Origin of the sequence: Mycolicibacterium sphagni (assembly GCF_002250655.1) — a bacterium.
In the GTDB taxonomy this organism is placed as follows: Bacteria; Actinomycetota; Actinomycetes; order Mycobacteriales; family Mycobacteriaceae; genus Mycobacterium; species Mycobacterium sphagni.
Genome location: NZ_NOZR01000006.1, coordinates 199,429 through 217,392, shown reverse-complemented (window position 1 = coordinate 217,392; position 17,964 = coordinate 199,429). Strand labels below are relative to the sequence as shown.

Below are 17,964 nucleotides of genomic sequence, written 5' to 3'. Positions count from 1 at the left end.
GCACCGGTGTGCCGATGTGTGCCCCAGCCGTGCCCTCTGCCCCGTGGTCTCCGACGCGGGCGATCAATTTGGAGCAAATTATAGACGCGTCAGTTAGTTAGCTTTATGCTCCTGACTGGCTGTGGGGTGCCTGTGAACCAGCAGTCAATCTCACGCCATGGCTACTAACGGGGAGTTGCCGCTATGAGTTCGACCGATCGTTTCGAATCCCAACCTCACGCGGTACGCATGCTGCCCGCCGAGTTCGGCGGAATGGGCGCTCCGAAGCAGGCTTCGCCCGCCCACCTCAGGATGTTGACCTGGGTTGGGGCCTCCGCCGTCGCGCTCGGTGTGGGCGCCGCGATTGCCTCGGTGCCGGCAGTGGCGTCGGCGGATTCGACCGGTTCGGCGGCCTCGAAGGGATCGTCCGCGTCGAGTAGCTCGTCCTCCAGTGACAACTCGGCGCCGCACGCGGGACCGGCACGGCAGAAGCCGCGTCCGTCGGCTGCGAACTCGGCACGAAGCCCGAAGAACACCAAGAAGACCGCGGTGCAGGAGGATTCGACGCCGGTGGCCGCCGCGAGCGTGGATTCCACGGCCGCGCGCGTACCAGTCGCTGCGGCGTCGGCGGTTTCCAAGACGCCCTCATCGGCGGCGGTGACCCCCGGCGCCGGACTTGAGACGCTGGTGAGCTTCTTCTTCGGCAACGGCACCGCCGCACATCCCAACGGCGGCATCATCATCGGCAACGGCTACTCGTGGACTGCCGGCACCTGCGCCTCAGGCGCGGTGTGCAAGGGCGGCAACGGCGGAATTCTCGGCAACGGCGGCAACGGCTGGAACGGCGGAAATGGCGGCGCCGCAGGCTGGTTCGGCAACGGTGGCGAGGGCGGCGACGGCATTTCAACCGTCAATGGTGGTCGCGGCGGCAATGGTGGTCGGGGCGGCTTGTTGCAGGGCAACGGCGGAGGCGGCGGTAACGGCGCGGAATCCGTCGAGGGCCACATCAACGGCGGCAACGGCGGCGCGGCCGGCCTGAACGGCAACGGCGGTGCCGGCGGTGCGGGCGGCGTCGCGCAGACCAACGGTGGACCTGTTCCGGCCGGGACCAAGGGCGGAACCGGTGGCCGGGGAGGGTCCGGTGGTGCGCTCAAGGGCAACGGCGGCGCCGGCGGCGCCGGCGGAGACGCCTACGGGATAGGAGCTGACGGCGGCAACGGTGGCAGCGGCGGCAGCACCGGGCTGGTTTCGTTGTGGGGCAACGCCGGCAACGGCGGTGTCGGCGGGGCGGGCACGTCCGGCGGCAACGGCGGCAGCGGCGGTAGCGGTGGCCTGCTCTCGGTGTTTGCAAATGGCGGTGACGGCGGCGCTGGTCCGGAGAGCACCTCGACGCCAGGATCCGGCGGCAAGGGCGGCCGCGGCGGTAACGGCGGACTGCTGTCCGGCAACGCGGGCGACGGTGGCGCCGGGGGCTATGGCGGCGGTGACGGCGGTGATGGCGGCAGCGTCGGATTGCTGTCGCTCCTTGGGGCCGGGGGTGACGGCGGTAGCGGCGGCGCGGGGCAAGCCGGTGGGCCGGGCATCGACGGAAGGATCAAGAACCCCGACGGCAGTCCCGGAAACCCCAACGGCACAGACGGATTGGCAGGCGGGGCGGGCGGCAGCGGCGGCAACGGCGGCAGCGGTAGCTTCTTCCTCGGCGTCGGTGGCGACGGTGGGGCCGCCGGTAGCGGCGGCGCTGGAGGTGTCGGAGGCCAGGGCGCCAACAGGTTCGCCGGCGTGCAGGCTGGTGACGGCCTGGCCGGTGGCAATGGTGGGAACGGCGGCGCCGGTGGTGATGGGGGCCAGCACGGCGGTGCCCCGGGTGCGGGCAAGTTCATCTTCTTCGTTTCATCCACTGGCAGAGCGGGTTCCAGTGCCAACGGCGGCGCCGGCGGCAAGGGCGGCGCCGGTGGTGCCGGTCAAGACACCGCTGAGGTCGCCGCGTCCGCTGGCAGCGGTGGCAGCGGCGGCAAGGGTGGCACGGGCGGCAAGGGAGGAGCCGCGACCACGTCTGCCGCCGCGGGAGACGGTGGTAAGGGCGGCGATGGGGGCGCCGGTGGAGCAGGCGGCTGGGGCGGTTGGAGCGAAGCCAATTCCAGCGCCCCGCCCCTCGGAACGGGCGGTGCGCCCGGCACACCCGGTGACGGCGGTGCCGGCGGTGCCGGCGGCGCCGGCTCTGCTACCCAGATCAGCGGAACCGGTGGTGCCGGTGGTACCGGTGGCAAGGGCGGCCGGGGCGGCTCCGGCCTCAACAGCATCAACGGATCTGACGGTGCTGTCGGCGGCGCCGGCGGCGACGGCGGTGCTGACGGCGGCGCGGGTCGGGAAACCGGTGGCTACGGCGGAAGTGGCGGTCAGGGAGGGGCACCCGGCAATTTCGGGCCAGGCGGTCAAGACGGCGAATATGGCGGTTACGGCGACGCGGGCGCCAACGGGACACCGGTTCCTCCGACGGCCGCCACCAGCGTGTCGGCGACGAGCACCGTCCATGCGTCGGCGATTCCGACACCACAACAGCTATTGGCCGGCCTCGCACGGCAGCTCAGCTATACCTTTTTCAATCGGGCTCCCAGCGCGGATCCGGCCCTGAGTCCCAACACCGGTGAATTCAAGCAGATCACCGTCAACCTCAATGCCCAGAGCAACAATGGCTTTGGAGTCACGTACAGCGTCACGACCCCACCCAAATACGGGACGGTCACCCTGCAGAGCAACGGCACTTACGTGTACACCGTCGACCCGACGCTGGTGAAACCGGGGATCAGCGATTCCTTCGTAATCACGCTGCGGAACGGCCAGGCGGCACAGCTGCCTGGGGTGGCGGGGTTGGTGCAGAACTGGTTGCACTCCTGGGCCGTCGAAGTGGGACTTGCCAAACCAGACACCGAACAAGTGGTAGTCGCGGTCAAGATCGACGGGGATGGTTCCTACGGCAATCCGGCAGAGAACTCTGCCTATTGGGTCAAGCAGAGCTACGGCAACTGCATCCTGATCGCGGCAGCGATGGTGGTCGGTCAGCTCCGCGGTAACCCGGCGTTGGAGCCGTCCGAGGCTGAGATCGTCAACTACGCGCTCATCACCGACAGCGTGTCGCAGCCCGGACAGAAAATGTTCGACGAGAACCTCAAGAACGGCGCCACCGTACCGGACACGGCGGCGCTGCTGGAGCGCTACTACAACGTCAACGCCGTGGTCAAGACCTACTCGACGACGGTCCAAATCAACGGGCAGACGACCGAGATCGGCACGCAATCCGACGGTCAGCGCGCGCTCCGGGACGTCGAAGCCGCACTGGCTCGCGGTGATGGAGTGATCGTAGGGGTCAACGCGCAGACCCTCTGGGCCGCTGTCAAGGGCGCTAACACCGAGGCCGGAATTCCCGACTACGAAGATCCCAACCACGGGGTGGCGGTAATTGGCGTGGACACCCAGAAAGGCATCGTCTATCTCAACGACAGTGGACCTGGGTTCCAGGCCGAGATGGTGAAGGACGCGGACGGCAATCTGGTCAAGAAGTATCCGCTTGGTGAGCCTGTCACGATCGGCGCGTTCCTCAGTGCATGGCAGACGGACAACTTCGAGACGATCTTCGTCTCGAACAAGGCGTGATTGCACGCTGATTCGCCACGATGCCCCACTCTCGTCGAGGGTGGGGCATCCTGCCGTCAGGAACGGGTGAGATAACGCTGCCAGCGTCGCAGCGCAGCGGGCGAAGCCGGCCCATCGGCGGGCCGCAACGCGTGGGCGATCCGGGTTTGGACGGCGGCGGTGTCGAAGTGCGTGCCGATAGCCACGAGATGACTCTGGGCACCCGCCGAGGCGGCGCGCGCGATGTGGACCGACGGGCCGACGACGTTGACCACGTAGCGGCGGGCGGTGCCCCGATGCTGCACTGCCACAGTGCCCTTCACCCGGTAGACGCCCGCGGGCGGTGACTCGAGAAGCTCGAGCAGGCGTTCGGGATCGACGTGCGCTGCCCCGCTCACCGTCACCGACTCGGCGTGTACGTGATGATGGGTGTCGGCCGGCTCTTCGACGAATGCGTCGCGGAACGACAGCTGGCCGGTCTCGTCGGCCGCGGCGGCGACGTCGTAGAGCAGAGCGGGATCGATTCGGCCGCTAATGGCGCCGATGACGTGAGCCCGCGAATTGCGTTCCCGCACCCTGGCTTCGACCCGTTGCAACGTCGCGTCGCGGTCGACCTCTGGGATCTGGTCGAGTTTGTTGACCACCACGAGGGTTGCCGCGCCGTAACGCGCCGGTGCCACGCCGCCGCTGTCGACGGTGTCGAAATGCCGCACGGCGTCGACCACGTCGACAACCCCGCCGTCTCGCACTCCGCCGATTTCACTGAATCCGATGATGCGGGCCAGGGCCGCTGGATCGGCAAGGCCGCTGGCTTCCACAATGATGGCGTCCAGTCGCAGTTTGGGGTCGGCCAACCGGGCCAGTGCGGCGTCGAGCTGGCCATCGTCGGGCAGGCAGCAGATGCAGCCCCCCGCGATCGAAGCAGGTTCGTCGATCTGCCCGCTGATCAATCCGGCGTCGACATTGATCTCCCCGAAATCGTTGATTACCACTCCGATCCGAGCCTGCGGGGTGCGCAGCACGTGGTTGAGCAACGTGGTCTTCCCGGCACCCAAATACCCGGTGAGAGCGATGACCGGGATGGTCGCACCGTGGTCGCTGGCAGTCCGTGACACGTGGCGATGGTGCCACATCGCTGCTCACCCGCCGCGACGCGCCGCGACGGGTTTGCTGGAAGCTATGAATCCGCTATCAATGGGTGCTGTATCCCAGGGCTGATGCGGCCGCGGGGAGCCTATCCGCAGGACGGCAACGGCCCAGGTCGCGGAACGAAAGATTGCTGCGCGAAACTCGTTGAATGGTAGTGGAAAACTGGTTTTGAGCAGGCTAATGTGCCAACGGCAATCGCATCTTCCCGGTCTACCTCGGATCATCTCCCAGGGCACTGCAGGATAACTTCGTGTCGCGACTGGTTCGATTCGTTTGCTGTATGAAAATGCGGTCACGCAGGGTCGCGCGCACCGTGGTCGGCCTCTAGTTCGGGGGAAGTATCTTGTCGGCTCGAGCTGTGACGCCGCCGCGCGGACGGCCCCGCCGCCATCAGCTGTGGGTAGGCCGCTTTTGCGCAGTTGCGTTGACGCTGTTCGGTTTTGCCATCATGGGAATCCCGCCCGCGAACGCTGTCGTGATGTGGAACCCGAAGACCGCGCTCCTGCCCACCCCGTGGACCAAGCTCGTGGGACCGGAGAACGCGCTGCCGGAATACCCACGTCCGCAGATGACGCGGGCCGCCTGGATGAACCTCAACGGGGTGTGGGGCTACATGGGTCGATCCGCGGGATCGGTGCTGGCTGACCCGCCGCCGCCGGCCGCGTACAACGAGCAGATCCTCGTCCCGTACCCCGTCGAGTCGGCCCTGTCGGGCATCGCGCGCCACGACGACGAGATGTGGTACCGCAAAGTCGTGAAGGTGCCGAGCAATTGGCTTGGCCAGCATGTGCTGCTGCACTTCGGTGCGGTGGATCAGATGGCCACCGTCTGGGTCAACCACCAGCAAGTGGGCCACCACGAGGGCGGCTATACCGAGTTCACTGTCGACATCACCAAGGCGCTGAAGTTTCCCGGGCCCCAGGAGATCACGGTGCGGGTCGAGGACCGCAACGAGGCCAACCCGTTCCCGATCGGTAAACAGCGCAACGAGCCGGGGGGACTCTTCTACACCGGCGCGTCGGGCATCTGGCAGACGGTGTGGATGGAGCCGGTGCAACCCACCTACATCGACAAGCTCGACATCACCACGAGTCTGACGAGTATGGCTGTCACGCCACGGGTTGCCGGGACCAAGGGCCAGCGCGCGGTGGTGTTTGTCGTCGAGCCCGGTGGCCGGGTGGTGTCGGTCGCGTCCGCCGGCGCCGGTGACACCATCCGCCTGCCGATTCCGAATCCGCACCTGTGGACTCCCGACGACCCGCACCTCTACGACCTGAAAGTCGCCTTGGTGAACCCGACCGGCAAGGTGGTCGACGCGGTTTCCAGTTATGCCGGGCTGCGCACCATCGGCACGGTGCTCGATCCGCAAGGCAGGCCGCGAATCGCCTTGAACGGCAAGATCACATTCCTGCACGGCCCGCTGGACCAGGGCTACTGGCCGGACGGGATCTACACCGCACCAACCGATGACGCGCTGAAGTCGGATCTGATGCGGATCAAGGAATTCGGCATGAACTTCGTGCGCAAGCACGGCAAGGTGGAGCCGGCCCGCTGGTACTACTGGGCCGACAAGCTGGGATTGATGGTGTGGCAGGACATGCCGTCGCTGGACGTGTCCCTGGCTATCCCGGTCGGTCCCGCCCCCGAGCCGTCGCCGGCCGCGAAGGCCAACTTTGAAAAAGAGCTGCTGGCCGTGATCGATCAGCTACGCAGCGTGACCTCGATCGTCGGCTGGGTGCCGTTCAACGAGGGCTGGGGTGAGTTCGATACCGCTCGGATCGCCGGCGTGGTGAAGGCCGCCGACCCGACACGGATGGTCGACGCCAACAGCGGAGTCAACTGCTGCAAATCGCGCGGAGACACTCTGGCCGGCGACATTTACGACGATCACACGTATGTCGGGCCCGGCGAACCGGAAATTCATGACGACCTGTTGAAGGCACACTCGAAGGGGTCCATCCCGGTCGACAACCGCGTTCGGGTCGACGGTGAATACGGCGGGCTGGGGCTGGTGCTGGACGGCAACCGCTGGCCGGGACCGCCGCAGGCCTACGAGATGGCCGACAGCCCCGCGCGTCTGATCGATCGCTATGTCGAAGTGAGCCGCCGACTGGAGGACATCGTGCGCAGGACCGGGCTGTCCGCGGCTATCTATACCCAGACCACCGATGTGGAGAACGAGGTCAACGGATTGCTGAGCTATGACCGGTGGCAGGTCAAGATGCCGATTCCGGTTGTGGCGGACCGAAATCGTGCGGTGATCGCCGCAGGGACACCGGGGGTGCCGCCGCCGGATGTTCGCCGGTGACGAAGTGTGGCGGTCCAGCGTGGTGCGCGACTGATCGGCTGCACACTCCGGGCGACCCGCTGCCGATCACGTGGGACCCGCACGGCTTCGGATCCACCGGCCATCTACTGATCTCGTGAAGCCAGGCCGACGGGGGCGTGCCCGATCGCGCGATGGATCGCGTCGGCGAGCGCCAGTGCGCTCTCCTCGGTCAGTTCCAGTGCCACACGCGCCGACGGTCCGAGCGCCGGGTTGAGCACGTCGATGTTGACCGTGTGGGTGTACCCGGCGTGCACCGGGTGATCGATGTAGACCGTGGCCCGGTCGGCGCCGAACCATCCGGTGGCGCCCTTGCCGCTGCCCTCGATGGCGACGCGCTCGGTGAGATAGGTGCACATGGCTTGGCAGACCTAGCCTTTCAGGTGGGTGGCGAAGAAGTGGTCGATGTGGCGCCAGCCGTCGATGGCGGCCTCGACCCGATAGGACGGCCGGTCTACAGAGAAGAACGAATGCCCGGCACCGTCGTAACTGTGGAACTCGTGCGGCTTGCCCAGCCGGGTCAGCTCCGCGTCCAAGGTGGCCACCGCCTCCGGAGTCGGGAACCGATCCTCGGCCCCGAACAAGCCGAGCATCGGAGCGCTCAGATTCGGGGCCAGGTCCAGGATCGGCTTCATCGCCTTGGGCATGCCCTCCGGCGGATCCTCGACGATGAACGCGCCGTAGCAATCCACCGCGGCGTCGAACGGCAGTGAACAAGCCGCCAGAAACGCATGCCGCCCGCCTGAGCAATGACCGATGACGCCGAATTTCCCGTTCGCCCCCGGCAGGCCACCGAGGTGGGCCACCGCACCGGCGGCGTCGCCGATGAGTCGCTCGTCGGGCACGCCTCCCGCGGCTCGCGCCGCCGCGGCGGCGTCGTCGGGATCGGCGCCGGGCGCCTCCCGCGAATACAGGTTGGGACAGACCACGTGATAGCCGGTGACAGCGAGTCGGCGGACGAATTCCTTGGTCTCCCGGTCGTAGCCCGGCATGTGGTGGATCCAGACGATCCCACCCCGCGAGCCCTCGGCCAGCGGCCCGGCCCAGTAGGCCTCGATCTCGTCGCCACCGTGCCCCTTGATGGTGATCGTCTCCGCGCGAATCGCATCCGAGCCCGGTCGGCTCATTGGCACCGCTCCTTGTCTGACCGCTGTCGCGGCCGCTGCTGGATTACCCGCCCCGTCACTCGTCATCATGGAAGGTGACGTGTCCCACGGCAAGGAGTCCAGTGTGAGCGCAGCATCCGAACAGACCGTCACCGACTATCCGCAGGGCGCCGCTGCCCGCGGGCGCATCGAACCATCGCCCCGCCGGGTCCGCGGCTTCCTCGGCAGCCAACTGGTCTTCGACACCACGTCGGCCCACTACGTATGGGAGGTCCCGTACTACCCGCAGTACTACGTCCCGCTGGCCGACGTCCGCCGAGAGTTCCTGAGCGACGAGGACCACCCGCAGCGCGTGCAGTTCGGCCCGTCGCGGACCTTCACCCTGGCCGGCGAGTCCGGGACCTATCCGTCGGCGGCACGCGTGTTCGATGACGGCGACGGCCCGGTGGCCGGGCTGGTGAGATTCGACTGGGCCGCACTGACCTGGTTCGAGGAGGACGAGCCGATCTTCGGCCATCCCCGCAATCCGTATGTGCGGGTGGATGCGCTGCGCTCCCACCGCCATGTGCGCGTCGAACTCGACGGGATTTTGCTGGCGGACACCGTAGGCCCCATATTGCTCTTCGAAACCGGTCTGCCTACGCGGTATTACATCGACCGCACCGACGTCGCGTTCGAGCATCTCGAGCCGTCGGACACCCAGACGCTGTGCCCGTACAAGGGCGTCACGTCCGAATACTGGTCGGTGCGGGCCGGCGACACTCTGCATGCTGACCTGGCCTGGGCTTACAACACTCCGCTGCCTGCCATCGCGCCGATCGCCAACATGGTCGCCTTCTACAACGAGAAGCTCGACATCACCGTCGACGGGGCAACGCTGGCCCGGCCGCGCACCCACTTCTCATAGAACGCATTGCCGGTAGTTGAGTCTCGTTGGTGAAGTCGGCCTATACTTTGCCGAGCGAGAATTTGCCGTCAAGAATGTGGCGGTGCGGCGCGGCCAGTCGGAGGTGCACATGACCGCTGAGCTTGCGACCGGTGCTGGCCACGCGCAGGGCATGGAGCGGTTGTTGCAGGCCGTCCAGGAACTCTCACTGGCGCGCAGTCTCGAAGATGTTCAGGAAATCGTGCGTACCTCCGCCCGTGAGCTGACCGGCTGCGACGGAGCCTCCTTCGTGCTTCGGGACAACGGCTACTGCTACTACGCCGACGAGTACGCCATCGCTCCACTGTGGAAGGGCAGTCGCTTCCCGATGGAGAGCTGCGTCAGCGGGTGGGCGATGAACCACCGCGAAGCAGCGGTGATCCCGGACATCTACCGCGACGACCGCGTCCCGCATGAGGCCTACCGGCCCACCTTCGTCAAGAGCATGGTCATGGTCCCGATCCGCAAGGTCGACCCGATCGGGGCGATCGGCAACTACTGGGCCCGCGAACGCCAGCCGACCGACCAGGAAGTCTTCCTGCTGCAGGCGCTGGCCGACTCGACCTCGATCGCCATGGAGAACGTCGGGCTCTACTCCGAACTGGAACAACGGGTCAAGGACCGGACCTTGCAGCTGGAGAAGGCCAACGAGGAGATCCACAAGCTATCCATCACCGACGAGCTGACCGGGCTGAACAACCGTCGCGGCTTCTACCTGCGCACCGAAGCTGCGTTGCGGGCGGCCCGCCGTCGCGGCACCAGCTGTCTGCTGGTCTTCCTCGACGTGGATGGCCTCAAAATGGTCAACGACAAACAGGGCCACGACATCGGCGACGAATTGCTGGCCGACGTCGCTGGCGTCCTGCGGACCACGCTGCGGCACTCCGACGTCCTCGCACGCCTGGGCGGCGACGAGTTCTGTGCCTTCGTCATCGAGCCCGACTGCAATTCCGAACGGCTACGGGAACGCATCGGCCAGGGTTTGGACCGGTTCAACCAGACGCACGATCGGACCTACACACTTTCGGCCAGCATCGGCATGGTGCAGGTGCCGGTGCACATGTCCGACACCGAGACCGTCGACGAACTTCTCACCCGAGCCGATGAGCTGATGTATGAGGAGAAAAAGGGCAAGCCCAGCTCGCGGCGCCAGGCCTGAGCCTCAGTCGTCGGTGACCGTCAGCTTCACGTCGATGTTGCCCCGCGTGGCATTGGAATACGGGCACACCTGGTGAGCTTTCTCGGCCAGCGCCACAGCTTCCTCATGGTCGACGTTGGGGAGAACGACCTCGAGCTCGACGGCAAGCACAAATCCACCGGCGTCATTGGTGCCGAGTGAAACCTTGGCTCCCACAGCCGAATCGGTGACGTCAGCCTTCTCCTGGCGGGCTACCAGCTGCAGCGCTGAGTGGTAGCACGCGGCGTACCCCACCGCGAAGAGCTGCTCGGGGTTGGTGCCGACACCAGAACCGCCCAGTTCCTTCTGGATGCTCAGATCAAGGTCGAGCTTGCCGTCGGAGGTTCGTCCGTGCCCATCCCGACCCTCACCGGTTGCCAGCGCCTCGGCGGTGTACAGAACTTTCATCTGCGTTCCTTTCTGTTCGTTGCTTCGTCGGGCTAAAAGCCGTTCGCCTGCCAAGATCCGGGCGGATAGGGCGGAACCTTGCCGGCGAACGCACCGTCGGTGACAACGCATAACGTGTCGTCGATCGTCCCGGCATTGGCCAGCGGGCTCACGGTGCCGTCGGCGCCCACATGCGCGACGACGGCTTGCGAGAAGTAGGTGATGCCGCCGTGTTCGTACCAGACGAACCAATCGTCGCCGTGGTATCCGGCCCGGATCAGCCGCCGAAACGGCAACAACGCGTCCTCGACGTCGTCGCTGCTGTCGAACGGCGCGCCGGCATCGGCCAGCGGCCCGATCAGTTTCTTCAGTGCCGCAGGCAGTTGCGCGACACCCGAGACATCGGCGACGGGTGTGGCCAGCCGGCAGGGGGTATCGGGCACCGATGCGGCAGGCGCGGCGATCGTCACTGCCGCGGCCACGGCCAACACGGCGATAACCGCGACGATTGCCTTCACCGCAGCCAACCTACGCGTAGCCTGCGCGCATGTATGCCCCAACCTGGGAATCCGTGGGAACGCACCCACTGCCGGATTGGTACGACGACGCCAAGCTCGGGATCTTCCTGCACTGGGGGCTGTACTCGGTACCGGGCTGGGCCCCGCAGGTACCCGACATCCAAGAACAACTCAAGACCAACGAACCCGCAGAGATGTTGCGGGACAACCCCTATGCCGAGTGGTAACTGAATACCAGTCAGCTGCCCGGCAGCCCCACCTGGCATCACCAGCGCGACACCTACGGACCCGAAGCCATCTACGACGACTTCCTCGCCACCTTCGACGAGGGGACTCAGGGCGGTGGACTGGCGGGTGAGCGACACCATGCTGTGGGTACGGCTGCCCGAACGGATACCGGCGGCGCCGGCTTACGTGCTAACCCTGGGCCACGGTGCCCGACCGGTCTAGCCTTTGGGTGTGGTTGATTTCGCCGCGCGCACCGTAGATATCGCCAGACGCAACGTCGCCGAAGGCGGCAGGCCTTTTGCCACCGTCATCGTCAGAGACGGTGAGATCCTCGCCGAGAGTCCGAATCGGGTTGCGCAAACCCATGACCCGACGGCCCACGCCGAGATCCTGGCCATCCGGGAGGCGTGCATTCGGGTTGGCACCGAGCACCTGGTCGGGACGACGATCTATGTGCTGGCCCACCCGTGCCCGATGTGCCTGGGCGCGCTGTACTACTGCTCGCCCGACGAGGTCGTTTTCCTGACCGCGCGGGAGGAATACGAGCCGCACTACGTGGACGACCGCAAGTATTTCGAGTTCGACAACTTCTACGCGGAATTCGCCAAGCCCTGGCAGCAGCGGCGGCTGCCGATGCGTTACGAACCACGCGCCGACGCCGTCGAGGTGTACCGGTACTGGCAGAACCTCAACGGGGGTGAGCGGCGGGTGCCCGGAGCCCCGCGGTCGGACTAGTCAGAGGACCTTCGACAAAAATTCCTGCAGCCGTGGGCTTTTCGGGTTGCCGAACAGCTCGTCGGGGGCGTCGTCCTCCACGATGTTGCCGTCGGCCATGAAGATCACCCGAGAGGCCACCTCTCTGGCGAAGCCCATCTCGTGGGTGACCACCACCATCGTCATGCCCCCCTGGGCGAGCTGGCGCAGCACCTCAAGAACATCGCCGACCATCTCCGGGTCCAGCGCGCTGGTCGCCTCGTCGAACAACATGATCGACGGATCCATCGCCAGCGCACGGGCGATCGCAACCCGCTGCTTTTGCCCGCCCGAGAGGGTGGAGGGTTTGACGTTCGCCTTCTCGGCGAGCCCGACCTGACCGAGGAGCTCCCTCGCCTTCTTCTCGGCGGCGGCCTTGTCCATCTTCTTGGTCAGCAGCGGTGCCAGCGTCACGTTCTGTAGCACCGTCATGTGCGGGAAGAGGTTGAAGTGCTGGAACACCATGCCAATGTGCTGGCGCACCTTGTCCAGATCCACCTTGCGGTCGGTGAGGTCGAACTTGTCGATGACGACCTTGCCCGCGGTGATCTCCTCCAGTTTGTTCAGGCAGCGCAGGAACGTCGACTTGCCCGAACCCGATGGCCCGATGACGCACACCACTTCGCCCTGCTTGATGTCGGTGGTGATGCCGTCGAGCACCACCAGCTCGCCGAAAGCCTTCTTCAGCCCGTCGATGTGGATCATCACGGTGCCGGGGGCCTCGGCTGCGGCTGCTTCGGGAACGAGATTGGTCATTTCACGATCCTTTTCTCGAGGCGATCCGAGAGTTTGGTGAGCGCCATGATGACGACGAAGTAGATGATGCCGATGATCAGCCACATCTTGAACGACTGGAAGTTGCCAGCGATGATGATCCGCCCGGTCTGGGTCAACTCCGCAATGCCGATCACCGACAGGATCGACGTGTCCTTGAGCGTGATCACGAACTGGTTGATGTAGGACGGAATCATCGTCCGGATTGCTTGCGGCAGAATCACTTTCCGCATGGTCGACAGATAGCCGATGCCGAGGCTGCGGGCCGCCTCCATCTGGCCCTTGTCGACCGATTGGATACCGCCGCGCACGATCTCGGTCATGTAGGCACCGGCGTTGAGCGACAGCGTGATGATGCCCGCCGTCAGCGCACTCATCTGGAAGCCCAGTGCCGAGGGGATACCGAAGTAGATGAAGAAGGCCTGCACCAGCAGTGGGGTGCCGCGGAAGATGTCGACGAAGGTGGTGCCGATCGCGCGCAGCCAGATCGCTCGCGACACCCGGAACATGCCGAAGATGATGCCGAGAACCAGCGCGATCGCGATCGAGACGACCGTCAGGATGACGGTCATCTTCAAGCCCTGCAGCAGGATCGGGTAGGTGCTCTTGATCAGGCCGAAGAACGAGTTGTCATCGTGGGTGGCGCCTTCACCGAGGTATTTGTTGATGATCTCGTCGTAACGCCCGGACTTCTTGAGGTTGTCCAAGCCGGCGTTGAACTTCGAGATGAGTTCGGCATTGCGGCCCTTGTTGACCGCGAACCCGTAGCCGGTCGGATCCTCCTTGGGGGTGACCGTCTTGAAACCATTGCCCTGCGCGATGCCGTATAACAGCACCGGGTAGTCCTCGAACACGGCTACCGAGTTACCGGTCTTCACCTCGTCGAACATCGACGAGGAGTCCGCGAACGAGACAACCTGGAAGCCGTACTTGTCCTTGATGGAGTTGGCGAAGGTGGCACCCTGCGTGCCGTTCTTGACGGCCACCTTCTTGCCCCGCAAGTCGTCATAGGACTTGATGTCGTTGTTGGTCTTGAGGACCGCCATCTGAACGCCGGACTCGAAGTACGGTTCGGAGAAGTCGAAGACCTGCTTGCGCTTATCGGTGATCGACATACCGGCGATCACGCCGTCGACCTGGTTGGCCTGTACGGCCTGCAGTGCGGCGTCGAAGCCCAGAGGTTTGATGTCGACCTTGAACTTCTGGTCGTCGGCGATCGCGCGGATGAGATCCATGTCGATCCCGACGAATTTGCCTTGCTTGTCCTGGAATTCGAAAGGCGCGAAGGTGGTGTCGGTGGCGACCACATAGGTCTCGCCGTCGGCTGACGCCCGGGCAGGCGCGAACAAGCCCGCCGCGAGCACCGTCACAAGGGCTGCCAACACCACGGTGGCAGCTGCCGCGCCGCTACCTCGACGAGAAATTCGGCGTAACCATCGGGTCGGCATGCGGTCCCCTCTCATTCCCCGTGTGTGGGCCTGCGGTTCACGCTAACGCCCTGGCTTGCCGTATGCGTGGGTAACTGCGAATCGCTGGCGCTGTAGCTCGAAGTCTCTACCGTCCTATACCCGGCCCCGACTACCGTGTCGCGCCGAGCGGCTGCGGGGCGTCACGGACCTCGCCTCATCGCGCCGGATCTGAATCACGCTGGCGCGGAGCGGATTCTGGCTGAGCAACAGTGGTTTTCCTACAACCCGCACGATCACACAAGCGTGGGGTCCGACCGTCCACAACCTATGGGGCTCAACCGAGATCGGTGTCCTGCGAGTGGCCGGGGTGGCGCGCTACGGTTTGCGGCACCCGATTCGTGCCGTTGCGGTCACGATCAGTTCTGCTCGACGGTGTTGGAGAAGCCGGATTTGGTGATCTTCGGCGACCCCGCGCGGTATGTGATCTTGTTGCTCATCCCGGAGGCGTCGATGGCGTCGGCGGCATCGATCGTCACCACGTTGTTCATGCCGGAAACCTGCACCAGCGTGCAGTGCCCGGTGGCCACCACCGTGTTGTCCATTCCGCTGACGGTGACGACGGTGTCGTCACATGTGATCGTCCTGATCTGGTTGACTCCGGCCACGCCGACGCTCCCGCCCGGCGCCGCAGTGGCCACCGTGCCCGCCGATGGGCCCGGGGGAGTTGGGGTGGCCCGGCTGGGTCGGGTGGCCGTGGTGAACGTGCCACCGCCTCCGGCGATACTCGGGAAGCCCGGCGCCGAGCGGTTGGACAAGTTCGTCCATACCACCACGCCGCCGCCGACGAACAGCCCAACAATCAACAGCGACAGCACAATCCAGCCGATCCGAATACCCGGGGATGGCGACGGAACCGACGGCAGCGGCATCGGCGGCCCGTAGTACCCCGGCGGCGGAGGCGGCGGGGGGTGCCAGCCGCCGGGCGGTGCGGCGGTGCCCAGTTCGCTGGTCTGAGCCTGGCTGGCCAGCGGGCGCTCGAGTTCCTGGATCCGCTTCTCGGGATCGTCTTCTGGGTTCATCGGCTGCTGCTCCTCGACCTGGTCGTGGATCAGCCTATTGCGCTCCGGCCACCGATAGACGTGACCAGTAACATTCGTCGCGATCGGGATCCCCAATTCGGCCGAACTCGTGCTGGCCGCCCTGGCCTGCCCAAGGTCATCCTCGATACCCGCACCGATGTACCACACCAACGGCTTCAACACCCTTCACTACCTGCTCGGTGGTGACCGGCTGGTGGTGCTGGAGAAGTTCGATGCGGAACTGGTGGTGGACATGGGGCAGACGAGTGCCCGCGGTGATCCAGCCGACCGATCCCGAGTCGACGGCGGTTCAGGTGATCGCATGCGCGAAAGCCAAGCTCGCGCCGTACAAAGTGCCCAAAACGGTGGAGTTCGTCGCCGAGATCCCACGTAATGCGGCAACCAAGCTCAGTCGGTCAGCGATGGTCGAAGCCCGCGGCGGGTAGAGGGCTTCAGTTCGGCAGGAGTAGCCGGACGGCGTAGCCGACGACGGCGTCGACGTCGTCGCCGAGGGTGCCGGCCAGCCACTGCTGGGCGAGCTCGGCCATCGCACCCGCGTACATCGCGGCGCCGACTTCGGTTGCGACTCGGTCGGTTTCGGGTGCCACGCGGCGCCCCTCGTCGAGAACCAGCTCGCGTAGGTGGTCCTGCGCCATGGTCCGCCGGGCGGCGAGGACGGGGTTGGTACGCGCCTCGGTGAACAGGATCTTGCCGCGACGCGGGTCGGCTGAGCTGAAGTCGAGCACGGCACGGATGCCGGCCCGAAGCCGCGTTCGTTCGTCGCGTGCACTGGCCATCACGGTGGTCAGGATGTTCCCGAGTTCGAGGGCGACCTCGTCATAGACCGCGCCCAGCAGCGCGTCGGTGTCTGCAAAGCTCTCGTAGAAGTAGCGGGTGTTGAGCTCGGCTGCTCGGCACACCGACCGGACGGACACCGCGGCTTCTCCACCGTCGCCGAACAACGAGAAGGCTGCGCGAACCAGCAATGTCCGTCGCTCGGCCTGGCGATCGGCTGGGGAGACCCCGGCCCACCGGGTGGCACTCGGCATTCGCTGAGGATATACCGGCCGACGACCGACGCCATGCTATTTTGGTTACACGCGTAACCAAAATAGCGTGCCCCGGGAAAGGAAGCCAGCCGAATGAAACTGCTGCTGCCGCACCAACTTCTCGAGAACAAGATCAGAGGCGACTTCGACAAGAACATCCGAAGCCAGTTCTTCCGCGGCCTCGAGTTCGCGGGCCCCGAAGGTGATCCGGGATGGTTCGGGCCCGGCAGCGCTGTCTGGCACGTGCACTCGCACACCTCGGCGCTGATCTTCGGACTTCAATGTGCGGCGTTCATCGAGCGTTTCGACCCCAGCATTTTCTGGATGGGCTCCGACCACTCTCGGGTCGTCGAACACGACGAGGACGGCCACCCCACCGGAAAGCTGGACCTCAAGGGCTCGGGAGTGCGGCTGGCGCACTCGGTCGCGTTCTTCATCGGGACCGCGTATGGCAACACCGAAACTGCCGAACGCGTTGCCCAGACGGTGCGCGCGATGCACCACACCATCAAGGGTGTTCGTCCCGACGGCCTGCCGTACGACGCCGACGACCCGGAGTGGCTGCGCTGGAACTACGCCACCGTGGTCTGGGGAATCGCCACCGGACACGAGCTCTACCACCCCACCCCACTGCGCAATATCGACCGCTACTACGGCGAGTTCGTCCGGGTGGGTCACGCCCTAGGTGGTACGGACCTGCCGACGACGAAGGCCGAAACGCTCGATTGCCTGCGCTCGTACCTGCCGCGCCTGGCCCTGACTCACGGCGCCGCCCTGTTCACCGGGCCCAACCTGATGGAGAACCCCGACGTTCCGCAAGAGGCCAAGTTCTTCGACTGGGCCATCCGCGACAGCATGCCGGACTGGGCGGCCGACATGATTGCCTACCGTTCGCCGCACCCGATCGAACGTGCCGCCCGGCGCGCCGCCGCCTGGGCTGCCCTCAACGGATCGTGGGCGGCCATGGGTCCGCTGCCGGAGTTCAAGCAGGCCCAGCAGCGGGTCGCCAACGGGACGACCGTCGACCACACCGAGCCCGCGTACGTGCCCGGCAGCGATCCGGTGCGCAGCCGCGAGACCGTCGAGCAGATGGTGTGATCTGGACCACTAGCGAATTGTTGAGATGGACTCGCTAACCACGCCGATCAGCGAACTTAATCGGGGCTGCCATCACGCGGTCGATGAGGTTGGCCATCCGGCGAGCCGGCGCCGTCAATAACCTAAGGGAATCCCTTAAGAATTTAGACGCGACTGAGGCATTGTGATTTATGCCTCTTTCGGCTCCGGCGCGGTAAGAAAATCTGAGCCTGAGCCTCATTCAGGCACGTGATTTACGATCTTGAATTCATTTAAATGCACAGCTCAAGTCATGTTTTGAGGGCGCCCGGATGGTAATGCAACGAATTGATAACGATCCTTGCCTTAGCGCATCCTGAGATTCGCGAGCCACATGCGAAATGGGTTCTCGAAAGCCA

17 protein-coding genes and 1 pseudogene are annotated in these 17,964 nt (G+C 65.5%); 8 read left to right on the top strand and 10 right to left on the bottom strand.

The features are described 5' to 3' along the window. Positions 1 to 215: 215 nt before the first annotated feature. Positions 216 to 575: a hypothetical protein gene (locus CG716_RS09600; RefSeq protein WP_165774084.1), complete on the bottom strand. Its 360-nt coding sequence runs from the start codon at positions 573 to 575 to the stop codon at positions 216 to 218. On the opposite strand from CG716_RS09600, the gene CG716_RS30130 reads away from it, so the two are divergent. After that, positions 550 to 3,630: a hypothetical protein gene (locus CG716_RS30130; RefSeq protein WP_165774083.1), complete on the top strand. Its 3,081-nt coding sequence runs from the start codon at positions 550 to 552 to the stop codon at positions 3,628 to 3,630. The two genes, CG716_RS09600 and CG716_RS30130, sit on opposite strands and share 26 nt — an antisense overlap. Positions 3,631 to 3,686: 56 nt before the next feature. Here the strand turns inward: CG716_RS30130 and CG716_RS09590 are convergent, their stop codons facing one another. After that, positions 3,687 to 4,724 carry a CobW family GTP-binding protein gene (locus tag CG716_RS09590; protein ID WP_234817777.1) on the bottom strand — a complete coding sequence of 346 codons (1,038 nt, stop codon included), beginning with the start codon at positions 4,722 to 4,724 and terminating at the stop codon, positions 3,687 to 3,689. 482 nt (positions 4,725 to 5,206) lie between these two features. Here CG716_RS09590 and CG716_RS09585 point away from each other — a divergent pair, with 482 nt between their 5' ends. Continuing rightward, entirely contained in the window at positions 5,207 to 7,066 is a 1,860-nt protein-coding gene (locus CG716_RS09585; RefSeq protein ID WP_094478814.1) for a glycoside hydrolase family 2 protein, read from the top strand. Positions 7,067 to 7,170: 104 nt separating this feature from the next. Here the strand turns inward: CG716_RS09585 and CG716_RS09580 are convergent, their stop codons facing one another. After that, entirely contained in the window at positions 7,171 to 7,443 is a 273-nt protein-coding gene (locus CG716_RS09580) for a DUF6295 family protein (protein WP_094478812.1), read from the bottom strand. A gap of 12 nt (positions 7,444 to 7,455) precedes the next feature. Then, a complete protein-coding gene (locus CG716_RS09575) occupies positions 7,456 to 8,211 on the bottom strand; it encodes a dienelactone hydrolase family protein (RefSeq protein ID WP_094478810.1) in 756 nt (251 codons plus the stop codon). Between the two features lie 103 nt (positions 8,212 to 8,314). Here CG716_RS09575 and CG716_RS09570 point away from each other — a divergent pair, with 103 nt between their 5' ends. Both CG716_RS09570 and CG716_RS09565 read left to right on the top strand, forming a co-directional pair. Further along, on the top strand, positions 8,315 to 9,097 hold the full coding sequence (locus CG716_RS09570) for a DUF427 domain-containing protein (RefSeq protein ID WP_234817776.1): 783 nt from the start codon (positions 8,315 to 8,317) through the stop codon (positions 9,095 to 9,097). A 109-nt stretch (positions 9,098 to 9,206) separates the two neighbouring features. After that, complete coding sequence (locus CG716_RS09565) at positions 9,207 to 10,274, top strand: sensor domain-containing diguanylate cyclase (protein WP_094479001.1); 1,068 nt, start codon at positions 9,207 to 9,209, stop codon at positions 10,272 to 10,274. A gap of 3 nt (positions 10,275 to 10,277) precedes the next feature. Here the strand turns inward: CG716_RS09565 and CG716_RS09560 are convergent, their stop codons facing one another. Beyond that, on the bottom strand, positions 10,278 to 10,700 hold the full coding sequence (locus CG716_RS09560) for an organic hydroperoxide resistance protein (protein ID WP_094478806.1): 423 nt from the start codon (positions 10,698 to 10,700) through the stop codon (positions 10,278 to 10,280). Between the two features lie 32 nt (positions 10,701 to 10,732). Next, a complete protein-coding gene (locus CG716_RS09555) occupies positions 10,733 to 11,197 on the bottom strand; it encodes a hypothetical protein (protein ID WP_234817775.1) in 465 nt (154 codons plus the stop codon). 29 nt (positions 11,198 to 11,226) lie between these two features. Between CG716_RS09555 and CG716_RS09550 the strand changes: the two genes are divergently transcribed. Both CG716_RS09550 and CG716_RS09545 read left to right on the top strand, forming a co-directional pair. Beyond that, positions 11,227 to 11,424, top strand: a complete 198-nt coding sequence (locus tag CG716_RS09550; RefSeq protein ID WP_094478804.1) for an alpha-L-fucosidase — start codon at positions 11,227 to 11,229, stop codon at positions 11,422 to 11,424. Positions 11,425 to 11,656: 232 nt separating this feature from the next. Beyond that, positions 11,657 to 12,160, top strand: coding sequence for a nucleoside deaminase (locus tag CG716_RS09545; protein WP_094478802.1), 504 nt, complete (start codon positions 11,657 to 11,659; stop codon positions 12,158 to 12,160). Here the strand turns inward: CG716_RS09545 and CG716_RS09540 are convergent, their stop codons facing one another. The 3 genes from CG716_RS09540 to CG716_RS09530 all read right to left on the bottom strand — a co-directional run bounded on the left by CG716_RS09540 (position 12,161) and on the right by CG716_RS09530 (position 15,623). After that, positions 12,161 to 12,934, bottom strand: coding sequence for an amino acid ABC transporter ATP-binding protein (locus CG716_RS09540; RefSeq protein WP_094478800.1), 774 nt, complete (start codon positions 12,932 to 12,934; stop codon positions 12,161 to 12,163). Further along, positions 12,931 to 14,400, bottom strand: a complete 1,470-nt coding sequence (locus CG716_RS09535) for an amino acid ABC transporter substrate-binding protein/permease (RefSeq protein WP_094478798.1) — start codon at positions 14,398 to 14,400, stop codon at positions 12,931 to 12,933. Before CG716_RS09535 ends, CG716_RS09540 begins: the two co-directional genes overlap by 4 nt. Before the next feature lie 377 nt (positions 14,401 to 14,777). Then, on the bottom strand, positions 14,778 to 15,623 hold the full coding sequence (locus CG716_RS09530; RefSeq protein ID WP_234817774.1) for a DUF3060 domain-containing protein: 846 nt from the start codon (positions 15,621 to 15,623) through the stop codon (positions 14,778 to 14,780). A gap of 71 nt (positions 15,624 to 15,694) precedes the next feature. On the opposite strand from CG716_RS09530, the pseudogene CG716_RS09525 reads away from it, so the two are divergent. Next, positions 15,695 to 15,886: pseudogene (locus CG716_RS09525) on the top strand (AMP-binding enzyme); the annotation flags it as partial. A gap of 6 nt (positions 15,887 to 15,892) precedes the next feature. Here CG716_RS09525 and CG716_RS09520 read toward each other — a convergent pair. Next, positions 15,893 to 16,489: a TetR/AcrR family transcriptional regulator gene (locus CG716_RS09520; RefSeq protein ID WP_094478794.1), complete on the bottom strand. Its 597-nt coding sequence runs from the start codon at positions 16,487 to 16,489 to the stop codon at positions 15,893 to 15,895. A gap of 99 nt (positions 16,490 to 16,588) precedes the next feature. Between CG716_RS09520 and CG716_RS09515 the strand changes: the two genes are divergently transcribed. Next, a complete protein-coding gene (locus CG716_RS09515) occupies positions 16,589 to 17,587 on the top strand; it encodes an oxygenase MpaB family protein (RefSeq protein WP_094478996.1) in 999 nt (332 codons plus the stop codon). Positions 17,588 to 17,964: the final 377 nt, after the last annotated feature.

Bases quoted from the DNA above. Each gene is read 5' to 3' on its own strand.
- CG716_RS09585 (WP_094478814.1), top strand. From the start codon at position 5,207: ATGGGAATCCCGCCCGCGAACGCTGTCGTGATGTGGAACCCGAAGACC.
- CG716_RS09580 (WP_094478812.1), bottom strand. From the start codon at position 7,443: ATGTGCACCTATCTCACCGAGCGCGTCGCCATCGAGGGCAGCGGCAAG.
- CG716_RS09575 (WP_094478810.1), bottom strand. From the start codon at position 8,211: ATGAGCCGACCGGGCTCGGATGCGATTCGCGCGGAGACGATCACCATC.
- CG716_RS09565 (WP_094479001.1), top strand. From the start codon at position 9,207: ATGACCGCTGAGCTTGCGACCGGTGCTGGCCACGCGCAGGGCATGGAG.
- CG716_RS09560 (WP_094478806.1), bottom strand. From the start codon at position 10,700: ATGAAAGTTCTGTACACCGCCGAGGCGCTGGCAACCGGTGAGGGTCGG.
- CG716_RS09550 (WP_094478804.1), top strand. From the start codon at position 11,227: ATGTATGCCCCAACCTGGGAATCCGTGGGAACGCACCCACTGCCGGAT.
- CG716_RS09540 (WP_094478800.1), bottom strand. From the start codon at position 12,934: ATGACCAATCTCGTTCCCGAAGCAGCCGCAGCCGAGGCCCCCGGCACC.
- CG716_RS09535 (WP_094478798.1), bottom strand. From the start codon at position 14,400: ATGCCGACCCGATGGTTACGCCGAATTTCTCGTCGAGGTAGCGGCGCG.
- CG716_RS09520 (WP_094478794.1), bottom strand. From the start codon at position 16,489: ATGCCGAGTGCCACCCGGTGGGCCGGGGTCTCCCCAGCCGATCGCCAG.